Source organism: Halobacillus sp. AWH4_228 (genome assembly GCF_056158365.1).
In genome coordinates this window covers 1,844,457-1,856,044 of the sequence record NZ_JBSWTE010000001.1, presented here as the reverse complement: position 1 = coordinate 1,856,044, position 11,588 = coordinate 1,844,457, and the positions used below count along the sequence as shown (strand labels likewise).

Below are 11,588 nucleotides of genomic sequence, written 5' to 3'. Positions count from 1 at the left end.
TTCCATAAAAAAAGAAGCAGAGCGGTGGCTCTGCTTCTTTTGATCCTCTGCTTAATTGACGCCTACATTATTCCAAGCCTGTGTAACAGCGCTGGCAGTTGAAGATCCATATAGATCCTGAGCTGACTGCTCAAGCGCCTGCTTGGCACTGGAAAAATTACTGTTCGGTGTCAGGTAAACCGTAAGGGCACGGTAATAAATCTTTTCTGCTTTCGATTTCCCAATGCTGTTAATGGTATTGTAAGCAGCTTTGTTCGGAATGCCGCTGTTGATGTGGACACCGCCCCAGTCCCCTGCTTCTGTATTCGGAAGGTTGCGGTATTCATTCATATGAGAGGGCTGGTCATAGGCATTCGGATTGGACATGGAACGCAGCGCATCTCCTGAACGACCCGGCGTATACACATCCTCACCCATCAGCCAGTCCTCTGAATCTACAAAATAACCAAACACATCAGAGAAGGACTCATTTAAAGCTCCCGGCTGATTTTCATACACAAGGTCAGCGGTCGTATCTGTTACAGCATGAGTCAATTCATGAGCGACGATATCGTCAGCACCGGATAGATATGTGAACGTACTGCCGTCCCCATCTCCATAAATCATCTGGTTCCCTGTCCAGGCTGCGTTATTGTAATTCGAACCGTAATGGACAGTGGAACGAATATTGGATCCCTGGTCATCATAACTTTCACGACCGAATGTATCATAGAAATAATCAAAAACTTCTCCAGCATAGTAATGAGCATCTACAGCCGCTTTCTGTCTTTCGCTTGTGAACGTATTACCTGAATCGGTAACATAACTTCCTGGTAGATTACTAAATTGTCCACCATAGTTATCAAATGTTTCAATAACCCCGCTCATTGGCTTTGTCGTATCATATAAATAGTACGTGTTGTTGTACGCGTAGGTGTTAAGTGATTTCGTATCTCCCAATACACCTGTTCCTGTACCTGTAGCTTCATGGACAGCATTGGCAGCTTTCAACACTTCTCCTGACTCCGCATTAATATACACCTTCCAATTGGCAGGATAAGGCTGAGCAAACTGAAGCTCCACTTGGTAAGCCAGCGTATACCCCTGTTCACCATGGAACACAACAAGGTCTGTGTTTTCCGTTAACGTTTCAAAATCTTCACCTACATCACTTTTCTGGACTTTATCCGCTTCACTGCGATCTACGTCAATGTGTTTCCAAGCGAGCATCAACGACTTCGTCTTGCTTACGCTTCGTTTTTCTTCAAGCTTGTCTGGTGCATCCATATGAAATTCACCATTCACAGCTGAAACATTCCCGTTCTTATCGGTATGTACCACGACTTCTGAATCAGCGACAGGGATTCCCTCAATCACCCGTTGGTATGTGTAATGCTTCATTCCAAGTTCACCGGTTTCTGTATCCATTAATTTCAAATCTTTGGATGGATTCAGCTGAAAGTCTTTCGCATTCTGCTTAAAGAATTCCTGGATCCCTTTTTCTGATTTGACATTTTTCGCCTGCCATTCTTTCTGCATAAACTCCGATGCGTTCGGTACCTCTTTTACATCTTTGCCTGTCTCCGCATGAGCGAGTGTCCCGCCAGACACAAGACTCGTACCCAGAACAAAGGTAGCCATTACTGATTTCCAATTCATCGAATCCCTCCTATTTATCTAGCACATTTTTAATATATCATAATTTTCAGTTAATGAAATTGTGAAAGTAATAGGGTTTAAAACCGTTTAAGATTGTCTTTTTTCATCGAACTTGGGAATATTTCTGCGGTTCAACTAACGAAAATATCCTCGACCATAAAAAATCCCGGATGTCTCATCCGGGATTTTCTTCGGTCTATGCGTTTTTGCGAAGCAGTCTCATACTATTGAGGATGACGATCAGAGCAGCACCTGTATCACTTAACACAGCCATCCACAACGTTAAGAAACCTGGAAAAATCAAAATGAGCGCCGCCAGTTTCGTAAGCAGGGAAAACCAAACGTTCTGTTTGATAATGGTCAAGGCTTTACGGCTCAATCGTATCGTATGAGGCAGCATTTCCAGATTATCCGCCATTAGAACTACGTCAGCTGTTTCCATAGCTGTATCCGTCCCAGCACCGCCCATCGCAATACCAAGGTCTGAGGAAGCAAGAGCAGGAGCATCGTTGATCCCATCCCCCACCATAGCCACTTGTTTCCCTTCCTCCTGCAGTTTCTCGATCGCTTTTGTTTTATCTTCCGGCATCAAATCAGCGAAATAACGGTCCACACCTGCTTCTGCTGCTATCCGCTTGGCGGTCCCCTCGTTATCTCCCGTAAGCATAACCAGTTCTTTTAACCCCGATTGCTTCAAGGATTGGATCGACCGGATCGTGATTTCCCTGATAGAGTCAGCGACAGAAATGATCCCATGTATTTCTTTATCCGTACCTATAAGAACGAGGGTTTTCCCTTCTGACTCGAGCTGATCCAATTGATTTTCCACTTCATCCAGATCAACTCCCAGTTCTTTGAACAATTTCGGATTCCCTGCGTAATAGACAGTTCCATCTATCTTGGCCTGGGCGCCTTTGCCAGGCCGTGTGCGGAAATCACTCCCGCGGGCTGTTGATATCTGCCGTTCTGATGCATAAGATGATACGGCTGCCGCTATCGGATGAGTAGAATATTCTTCAATCGTCCCCGCAATCCTGATGAGATTCTCTTTTTCTCCATTAAGAGCAATAACATCTGCTACTTTCGGTTTACCTTCTGTCAGGGTACCGGTTTTATCAAAGGCAATAGCTTGGATGGCACCCGCTTTTTCAAGGAATGTTCCACCTTTGATCAGTACACCATGCCGGGCTGCATTCCCAATGGCCGATACGATCGCTACCGGGGTGGAGATCACCAGGGCACACGGACAGGCAACAACAAGCAGGGAAATCCCTTTATAAAGCCATTCGCTCCATGCTCCTCCTGTAACCAACGGAGGGATGACCATTACTAACAGAGCCAGCATAAACACAATAGGTGTGTAAACAGCTGCGAATCGGTCTACAAACGCCTGGGTAGGAGCTTTCTTTTCCTGTGCTTCTTCCACCAGATGTATGATTTTTGCAATGGCTGTATCTTCGGATCGTTTCGTTACACGGACTTCCAAAGAGCCACTCTCATTAATCGTCCCGGCATAAACTGTATCTCCTTCCTGCTTATCAACAGGAAGAGATTCACCTGTAATGGGTGCCTGGTTCAAGCTGGAAGCTCCTTGGATGATCTCTCCATCCAATGGAACGCGGTCCCCCGGCTTGACAACGATGACCTCCCCGATCGATACCGCTTCAACAGCTTTGCTGACCCACTGACGGCCTTCTTTCACCAACGCTTCAGCCGGAGCAATGTTCATTAAGCTGCGAATGGAATCTCTCGTTTTTTCCAACGATCGATTTTGAAGGGCATTCCCTAACGCAAACAACCAGACGACCATAGCTCCTTCGAACCATTCCCCAATCAGGGCTGCTCCAAGAGCCGCGGAAGCCATCAGCACGTTCATATCAAGCGAGCCGCTTCTCACAGCATAGAAAGCACTTCTTAACGGTTTCCACCCTCCCACGGCAATGGCCAGCGCATAGAAAGCCGTCACCCATACGACAGACAGCGACGTGAAGGACCCGATGAAGCCCAGGGCAAGAAGAAACCCTGACATTGCAGCAGAAGGAAAAGGTCTTCGAGGAATCTTTTGACCTTCCTTAGAGGAACCCCCTTTTTCAAGATAAGCTTCAAAACCCGATTTTCGGACTTCTCTCATGATCTCTTCAGGTTTTGTCGTGTGAAGGACATGAAGTTTACCTGTGGAAAAATTCACGCGTACATCCTGAACACTGGGATGATTCGAGAGGTGCTTTTCAATGGTCACGGCACACGAACCACAGTCCATCCCTTCTACTTTATATGTTTCCATCTCCCTGCCGGTTTGAAGAGGCTCGGCTTCAAATCCCAGCTTTCTCAACTGATTAGGAATTTGTTCATAAACAGCCCGGCTTTCTCCGCCGACAACCATTTTAGCTGTACCATAATGGACGGAAACAGATTGCACTCCCTCTTTTTTTCGGAGACTTTTTTCAATCGTTGCGGCACACGAAGGACAATCCATGCCTTTAATCTGGTATTCTGCAAGCTGTGTCGGAGGTGCCGATGGACCGGAAGCCTCGTCTTCCTCTTCTTCACTGGTTTCACAGCATACGTTCTCCTGATCCTCTTTTCGTTGATTGGAGGGGCAGGAATGTTCCTCATCCCTCCTGCTGGAAATCTCTTTCGAGCAGCAGGAAGACCGGGACTGGATCGCTCCCGGCTTTTGCTCGTGGCTGCCGGAACAGCAGCTATTTTGTATATCTTTTTCGTTCGTACTCATAAACCCCATCTCCATTCTGTACCATCACTCATGTTCGTTGTGCAGTAAGGCGATCGATACTAATTGCCGGACATGTTCATCAGCCAGGGAATAAAAGACGAGCTTCCCCTTCTTCCTATGCTTAGCAAGATTCATATTACGCAGGAGCCGTAAGTGATGAGAGGCCGTAGCGGTTGTCGATCCAATAATATTTGCCACATCACACACGCACAGCTCATCTTCCAGGGTTAGAGCGTAGGCGATTTTCATGCGTGTCGGATCGGAAAGAGCTTTAAAAATCTGCTCCACGCCGGACACCCGCTCCACCTGAGGCTGCACGCGCTGAACAAGCGCCTCGTCATAACAGAAGATATCGCACGTATCTCCGGCTTGCTTTTTCATTACCTTTTCAGGCATTCTGTCCACCTCATTCAAATACATGTTTGATTGTATACCCATCATATGCTCTACGCTTTCAAGCGTCAACATTCAAACGAAGATTAGAATGAAAAAACTGCCTCTCGAGAGACAGTTTTTCCTGGTTTTGTTTTATCTCAAAACCTACTTTATGTATCAAGCTGCTTCCGGAATACCGTACTCACTTTTTCGTACTGCATATGTTTCTCGTAAAATTTATGGGCTCTTTGTCTTGTGAGTCCTGAAGATAAAGCGATGCTTGTAAAACCGGGCTGCTCGGCCCATCCTTCAATGAACTGCAGGAGGATGCTCCCCCATCCCGAAGAGCGCTCTCCGGCAGTTGTGACTAAATCACATACCCATACGAACCGGCCGTAGTACAGCGTCGTCATCGGCTTGAATCCTGCAGCAGCCACAAGCAATCCATCGTTCCATAATCCATAAAGGTGATAACGATCCACAGAGACGGCCTCCTGAACAAGTTCTACAAAGCTCTGCTCACTTAAATGGGGACGCAGCTCCTGCATGACTGGAAAAACAGAACGGAAATCAGATTCCGTTTTCATTTCTATGATTTTGTACCCTTTCATCTTCCCTCTCCTCCTGCACTATTACCCTGTAAAGAAACCACCGTTTCAAGCCCCCGCTGCAACCATGAACCAGACCACGCTTCCTACGACAATCACCAATAAGATGACCATCATCCATATGATCGACTTCATACGATTCACTCTCCTTTTGTTCATTGTAACAAAGAAAGAGGTGAAAAAAATAAACCTTCATCCGGTATGGTCATGCCAGATAAAGGTTTTCCTTTTACTTTTTCTTCTTCATCATTTTCTCCATAGAAGCCATGTCTTTCGGCACTTTGCCATCAAGAATAGCCTTGACGATCATATCTTCTTTCTCCCTGGATACCGGACGATTGGCAAGGGAAGATACTTTCTTAATTACGTTGCGAATGGTTTTTTCATCTTTAAAGTTTGCCCCCTGCAGGGATTGTGCCAGCTTAAAGACTTCATCCATTTTGACGCCTGTCTTTTTTTCAAATTTATCAAACAACGAGAACCCTCCTCCTCCATTCATAAGATTCATACATATCCTATGTGCAGAAAAGAAAGGCCGTATATGCATCTGTCCCTGTTTCCTTGATTCCTTCCAGATAGCAGACACGGGTCGTTTTTTATCTACCTGTCAGTAAAAAGGGAACCCTGATAGATTTCTGATGCACTTTTTTGAAGCAAAGAAAGCATCGTTTCTTCCGGGTGGGATCTATGGTAGGACGCCACCATCCGGTAGCCCAGCTGGTATCCAGCCCACTTCGGAAGTCCCTGCCTTCGACTGCCATACAAATAATTCATATGTTTCTTCTGACCTCTCAAATAGATGGAAGGAAGGTATTTCTTTTTCCAGATCTGCTTCAAATGCCGGTCGGAATACCTTTGTGTCCATGGTGCGGTGTATTCTTCCCCGTAGAGTTCGAGGACTGCGTATTCTCCTAAGCCCTCAATGATAAGGGAATCCAGAAGTGTGACCTTATTCATTGAATAGGCCCCTTGGTGAAGGCGGCAGACATGGTTGTACTCATGAGCAAGTACAGCTTTCCAGTCGTCCTTTTCCGAAACCCCGCCATAAAAGATATACAACGCCTCTTTGAAAGCTGCTCCACCTCTCTCATGTTTTCCGAAGAGACCTCCCGTTTCTTGAAAAGGATATAAATAAACAGGTACATCAGGACCGTGCCACATTTTTTTCAGACGCATGAATTCCTTCTCCAGACGCGAATATAACTCGTGCTCCTCCCACTCTTTCACAAACCTTTCTGCTCTTTGGTAGTTTTCGGGCTTAAATAATCCATAGAAGTGAAGAAGCTGTTGGATTTCTTTTTCTGTAAACTCAGGAAACGGATGATCCTCCGTCCTGCATAACATCTTTCGCTGCATTTCGTTTATATCCACTTTCCTTTTCGCTGCAGCCTTGCAAAATCGTTCCACGGATTCCGCCGTCGGCACCACGCCCATGCCTATCCCCCACTTCAGCTTGAACTTTTGTACAAGTATATGTATCAACTTTGAACTCATGTGAATCTCTGGTGAAGTAGACAACCGCACACGCAGGATTCAGACCTGGACATATGCTATCAGTGTAGAGGAACCATCCTCAATTCATGTCAGAAAGGAGTTTTCCTCAATGGGCTTTGGATATGGTGGATACCCTGGTGGTTTCGGCGGCTATGGCTGCGGTTATGGATACGGTGGATACGGATCGGGCGGCGGTTTCGTACTGATTGTTGTATTGTTCATTCTCTTGATTATCGTTGGAGCAGCTTTCGTCTGCTGATCAACCAGCGGGTGCCCGTCGCAGGCACCCGCTTTCCTGTTTTCCGATCGTTTTATGTTATATCCCGTATGAAAAGGGTATAGGACTAGGAATGAAATAGAAAAGGAGTGTCCAACTTTGACTACATTCAAATTAAACCAAGATGCACCTGATTTCACACTACCAACCATGTCCGGGGAAACCTTCAGCTTCTCAGACACGTTAAAACAAGAAGGAGAAAACTGGAACCTCATCGTCTATTTCCGCGGCTCCTGGTGCCCGGCCTGCATGAGTGAACTTGATGAATTCCAAAACAGCAGAGACTATTTCGACAAACATAACATCCGCCTCATAACTGTCACGCATGACGATAAGGCAGCTCTTGAGAAAATGGTGGAGGAGCATGATTTCACATTCCCTGTGCTTATTGATGAGAACCTGGAATTCCTTTCTTCCTACGGTGTCCATTATCATGATGAGCAGGCGCCGTATGAAGATCATGGAACTCATGGAGAACCGGCCTACTTTCTGACAGATGACCAGGGGAAAGTCTTGTATCAACAGCGTCAGACAAGCCCATTCGGCCGCCCCCACCCAAATGAAATCCGTAAAATCGTTAAGTATATCCGAAGCAACTTGAAATAACAGGCCTTTTCCTATACGACCGCTGAGAAAAGCACCGGTTCTGCGGCTGACGGGGATATTTCCGTCAGCCTTTTTCTAATCCTGATCTGCTGCAGGATTTTGGTCCATGCCCCCCCAGACTCGATCCGTTTTATTCTGAAACGAGCTGTATCAACAAAAAGACCGGTGCCGAACGCACCGGTCTTCCTTATTGCAGCAGGTGATAAAACAATCGTTCCCGATCTTCAATGAACTGCTTCATAATGTGGTAATGACTCGTTTCTTCGACCCCGACTTTCCGGCATCCTTCCTCTGTAAGCTGAACAATGTCTGCATGAGGATAAGCCATAAGAATCGGGGAGTGGGTGGATATGATGAACTGGGATTCATTCTCTACAAGGTCATGCATTCTCGAGAGCATCGAAAGCTGCCTCAATGGAGAAAGGGCGGCTTCAGGTTCATCCAGAATATACAGCCCCTTTCCGAAGAAACGATGATTGAAGGCAGCAAAGAAAGACTCTCCATGGGACTGCTCATGCAGGGAGGTACCTCCAAAGGAATCAATAACCTTCCCCCCTCCCATCGGATCACTATCCATATCCTCAATATTTGTTGCTACATTATAGAACGTTTCTGCCCGGAAGAAAAATTGATCGTCCGGTTTTTTTATCCCTTTAACAAGGCGCAGGTACTCATCAAGGTGAGAGTGCGAATCATAGCTTGTGAAATTGAAATTCTTTGTCCCGCCTTCAGGATTAAACCCATAGGCTACAGCCGCTCCTTCAAGCAGAGTGGATTTCCCCATTCCATTCTCACCTACGATGAACGTGACATTAGGATGGAACTGAAGTTCGTTCAATTCCCTCAGCACAGGTAAATGAAAAGGAAAGGATTGAAAGGATGGAACCTTTTCTCTTAACAATTGAAGCGATCGGATATACATATCATTCCTCGATAATTTTGCCACGGGATGTCCACCTTTCTGATATACATGAAATATTCTTTCTGCCCATACGATGGTAGAAGCACATATGATGAGGGAGGAGCAGATTAGTGAAAAAAATCATCCTGTTCACCGACCCTGGTATTGATGATTCCATCGCCATTATGTATGCCCTGATGCATCCCCAAATTGAAGTGCTCGCCATCGTCTCAAGCTACGGAAATGTAACGAAACAAAAAGCTGTTGATAACGCAGCTTTTCTTTTGAATAAAGCCGGATTCCCTTCCATTCCCATGATCGGTGGAACAAACAGTCCATTGAGTGGTGAAACCCCTGAGTACTACCCTGAAATTCATGGGCCGGACGGACTCGGTCCATTGACTCCTCCACCCTTTAAAGGGAGACTCAACAACTTTTCTGATGTGTATGATATTCTCCTTGCCCATACCGATGTAACGATTGTGGACATCGGGCGGAACACAGCGCTTGCGCATTTATTTCTCCTCGGGAGCGATATAGAACCTCACATTAAAGACATTTTCCTCATGGGTGGGGCCTTTTTGGTTCCAGGCAATGTCACCCCATCTGCGGAGGCCAATTTTTTTGGTGATCCCGTTGCCGCCAACATCGTCCTTCAGCGGGCTGCGACCATCTATATCATTCCCTTGAATGTGACATCAAAAGCCGTCATTACCCCTCACCATATCCAGCAGATCACGGATTATTCTTCTCATCCCCTTGTGCCTATTCTCAAAGAACTTATGGATTACTATACAGAAGCTTATCAAACCCTTATCCCCGGAATCAAAGGGGCTCCTCTCCATGATGTATTGACTTTATACTTGATGATCAACCCTGGGAAGGGAAGATATGTAAGAAGATCCGTCTCTGTTTTAGTCGAAGGGGAAGGAAAAGGAACATCTATTGCCGATTTCCGCCCGGGGTCACACTCCAACCCGGGTGACCCTGCGATTTGTCTTGAATTTGATGTGCAGGCTTTTGTCGATGATTTCATCTTTACCATCAGCTCTTCCCCAATCTCCACCACGACGCACCCGAAAAGGGAGGGCCGCTCATGAAGGATGCAGCAGAAAAGGCCGTTTCTGAAATCACTTCTGCCGTCCAGGCTGAACAGGGCCACGATGGTCACTACTCTTACTGTTTTGAAAACAGTCTTTCCACAGATGTCTCGATGATCCTTTTGCTGCGCTCGTTTACGAATGATGCTTCCACCGTCCAAAGTCTATGCACACGACTTGCTTCCTTACAACAGCCAGAAGGCTGGTGGTCCCTCTATCATGATGAAAAAGGGAATCTATCTGCAACGATCGAAGCTTCATTTGCCCTTCTTTACGCCGGGTTTTATAAGAAGGAAAGTCCGGAAATACAAAAAGCTTTTCATTTCATCCGTGCCAAAGGAGGTCTTCGCCGCTCCCACTCCATGACAAAAATTTTACTTGCCATCTACGGGGAATATGATTGGCCGCATGTCTTCCACCTGCCTGTTCATATCAGCCTCCTCCCCCCTGAATCGCCTTTGTCCTTTTATGATTTCAGCAGCTATGCAAGGGTGCATATGGCACCGATCCTGCTTATGTCCGACAAAAAATTCCGCCTGTTGAAACCAGGGATTCCAGACTTTCACACATTGAACAACCGAACAGTGGCAGATGGATCAGACCATCGTTCTCCACAGCTGCTTGCTCATATAAAAAGGAAAATTCTCCATCTTGCCGGAGCTCCAGAGCAGCTGTACTGGACCGCCAGAAAAAGACTGGAATCCTATATGATTGATCGAATTGAATCGGATGGAACACTTTATAGTTATACGAGCTCCACCGCTTATATGATTTATGCCCTGCTGTCATGCGGGTATAAAGAATCCCATCCTGTCATACAACGGGCCATTTCAGGATTGAGAACCCACCTCTTTCCACTCCAGGAAGGGTATCATATGCAGAACTCCCCCTCAGCCATATGGGATACCGCCCTGGCGGCTTATGCTCTAGGCCTTCCTCCATCATCTAAAGCAGGCTGTACCAAAGCATTATCCTTTCTCCTCCAACATCAGCAGTACAAATACGGAGACTGGGTGATGGGAGCGCCTTCTCTTCTACCCGGAGGGTGGGGGTTTTCAAAAAGCAATTCCATCCATCCTGATCTTGATGATACCACGGCAGCTTTACGAGCTCTTTCCCCTTTTTAAAAAGTCATCCTCCGCTCACGAACCATTATACTCGTGGGTTGAACTGGGTGATGGGACTTCAAAATGAAGATGGGGGCTGGCCGGCTTTTGAAAAAGGGAAAACAAACCCACTCCTCCGCTATGTGCCGATGGATGGAGCTGCGCATGCCGCTCTTGATCCATCCACAGCGGATCTGACAGGGAGAACACTGGAATTCTTATGCACAGATGGTGGTCTTAAACCTGACCATCCAAGCGTAAAAAAAGCCGTCCATTGGCTGATCGATCATCAGGAAAAGGACGGTTCATGGTACGGACGCTGGGGAGTCTGTTACATCTACGGGACATGGGCGGCGCTGACCGGTTTGGCCGCTGCCGGAAAAACCATCGACCACCCTGCCGTTCTCAAGGCAGCTGAATGGTTGATGTCCATTCAGAACACGGATGGCGGCTGGGGAGAGTCATGCCGGAGTGATCAAAATGGAACATACACTCCGTTAGGCACCAGCACACCCTCTCAGACAGCCTGGGCTTTGGATGCTCTTCTTTCGGTTTACAAAAAAAGGACGCCTGCCATTGATCAAGGAGTCTCCAGTCTGTTAACGCAGCTGAAAAACGAAGATTGGAGTACCCGATATCCTACGGGAGCGGGCCTGCCCGGAAATTTTTATATCCATTACCACAGCTATCATGCTATCTGGCCGCTTATCGCCTTGAAAAAATACCTGCAGATGGACGAATAATCAGCC

General features: G+C 46.6%; 12 protein-coding genes. 5 read left to right on the top strand and 7 right to left on the bottom strand.

Annotated elements, in window-relative coordinates; translation table 11 throughout:
• Positions 1–51: 51 nt before the first annotated feature.
• The 6 genes from ACXADP_RS09305 to ACXADP_RS09280 all read right to left on the bottom strand — a co-directional run bounded on the left by ACXADP_RS09305 (position 52) and on the right by ACXADP_RS09280 (position 6,837).
• Complete coding sequence (locus tag ACXADP_RS09305) at positions 52–1,638, bottom strand: M4 family metallopeptidase (RefSeq protein ID WP_474971315.1); 1,587 nt, start codon at positions 1,636–1,638, stop codon at positions 52–54.
• Positions 1,639–1,834: 196 nt separating this feature from the next.
• Positions 1,835–4,372 (bottom strand): heavy metal translocating P-type ATPase, encoded by a 2,538-nt coding sequence (locus tag ACXADP_RS09300; protein ID WP_474971314.1) that lies wholly within the window; start codon positions 4,370–4,372, stop codon positions 1,835–1,837.
• 24 nt (positions 4,373–4,396) lie between these two features.
• Positions 4,397–4,768: an ArsR/SmtB family transcription factor gene (locus ACXADP_RS09295; RefSeq protein WP_474968837.1), complete on the bottom strand. Its 372-nt coding sequence runs from the start codon at positions 4,766–4,768 to the stop codon at positions 4,397–4,399.
• 149 nt (positions 4,769–4,917) lie between these two features.
• Positions 4,918–5,358 carry a GNAT family N-acetyltransferase gene (locus tag ACXADP_RS09290; RefSeq protein ID WP_474971313.1) on the bottom strand — a complete coding sequence of 147 codons (441 nt, stop codon included), beginning with the start codon at positions 5,356–5,358 and terminating at the stop codon, positions 4,918–4,920.
• A gap of 226 nt (positions 5,359–5,584) precedes the next feature.
• The gene (locus ACXADP_RS09285; RefSeq protein WP_027954587.1) at positions 5,585–5,830 is read right to left on the bottom strand and encodes a stage VI sporulation protein F; all 246 of its coding nucleotides are present in this window, start codon (positions 5,828–5,830) and stop codon (positions 5,585–5,587) included.
• Positions 5,831–5,955: 125 nt separating this feature from the next.
• On the bottom strand, positions 5,956–6,837 hold the full coding sequence (locus ACXADP_RS09280; protein WP_474971312.1) for a DUF2268 domain-containing putative Zn-dependent protease: 882 nt from the start codon (positions 6,835–6,837) through the stop codon (positions 5,956–5,958).
• Between the two features lie 121 nt (positions 6,838–6,958).
• Between ACXADP_RS09280 and ACXADP_RS09275 the strand changes: the two genes are divergently transcribed.
• Entirely contained in the window at positions 6,959–7,108 is a 150-nt protein-coding gene (locus tag ACXADP_RS09275; RefSeq protein WP_084163045.1) for a YjcZ family sporulation protein, read from the top strand.
• 117 nt (positions 7,109–7,225) lie between these two features.
• Entirely contained in the window at positions 7,226–7,732 is a 507-nt protein-coding gene (locus ACXADP_RS09270; protein ID WP_474971311.1) for a peroxiredoxin family protein, read from the top strand.
• Between the two features lie 187 nt (positions 7,733–7,919).
• Here ACXADP_RS09270 and ACXADP_RS09265 read toward each other — a convergent pair whose 3' ends face one another.
• Entirely contained in the window at positions 7,920–8,654 is a 735-nt protein-coding gene (locus ACXADP_RS09265) for an AAA family ATPase (RefSeq protein ID WP_474972302.1), read from the bottom strand.
• Positions 8,655–8,764: 110 nt separating this feature from the next.
• Here ACXADP_RS09265 and ACXADP_RS09260 point away from each other — a divergent pair, with 110 nt between their 5' ends.
• From ACXADP_RS09260 to ACXADP_RS09250, 3 genes are read left to right on the top strand one after another with little or no spacing between them, the layout of a single operon-like run.
• Entirely contained in the window at positions 8,765–9,733 is a 969-nt protein-coding gene (locus ACXADP_RS09260) for a nucleoside hydrolase (RefSeq protein WP_474971310.1), read from the top strand.
• Positions 9,730–10,860, top strand: a complete 1,131-nt coding sequence (locus ACXADP_RS09255; protein ID WP_474971309.1) for a hypothetical protein — start codon at positions 9,730–9,732, stop codon at positions 10,858–10,860. The genes ACXADP_RS09260 and ACXADP_RS09255 overlap by 4 nt, the downstream gene beginning before the upstream one ends.
• Before the next feature lie 50 nt (positions 10,861–10,910).
• Positions 10,911–11,582, top strand: a complete 672-nt coding sequence (locus tag ACXADP_RS09250; RefSeq protein WP_474972301.1) for a hypothetical protein — start codon at positions 10,911–10,913, stop codon at positions 11,580–11,582.
• Positions 11,583–11,588: the final 6 nt, after the last annotated feature.

Bases quoted from the DNA above. Each gene is read 5' to 3' on its own strand.
- ACXADP_RS09305 (WP_474971315.1), bottom strand. From the start codon at position 1,638: ATGAATTGGAAATCAGTAATGGCTACCTTTGTTCTGGGTACGAGTCTT.
- ACXADP_RS09300 (WP_474971314.1), bottom strand. From the start codon at position 4,372: ATGAGTACGAACGAAAAAGATATACAAAATAGCTGCTGTTCCGGCAGC.
- ACXADP_RS09295 (WP_474968837.1), bottom strand. From the start codon at position 4,768: ATGCCTGAAAAGGTAATGAAAAAGCAAGCCGGAGATACGTGCGATATC.
- ACXADP_RS09290 (WP_474971313.1), bottom strand. From the start codon at position 5,358: ATGAAAGGGTACAAAATCATAGAAATGAAAACGGAATCTGATTTCCGT.
- ACXADP_RS09275 (WP_084163045.1), top strand. From the start codon at position 6,959: ATGGGCTTTGGATATGGTGGATACCCTGGTGGTTTCGGCGGCTATGGC.
- ACXADP_RS09265 (WP_474972302.1), bottom strand. From the start codon at position 8,654: ATGTATATCCGATCGCTTCAATTGTTAAGAGAAAAGGTTCCATCCTTT.
- ACXADP_RS09255 (WP_474971309.1), top strand. From the start codon at position 9,730: ATGAAGGATGCAGCAGAAAAGGCCGTTTCTGAAATCACTTCTGCCGTC.
- ACXADP_RS09250 (WP_474972301.1), top strand. From the start codon at position 10,911: ATGGGACTTCAAAATGAAGATGGGGGCTGGCCGGCTTTTGAAAAAGGG.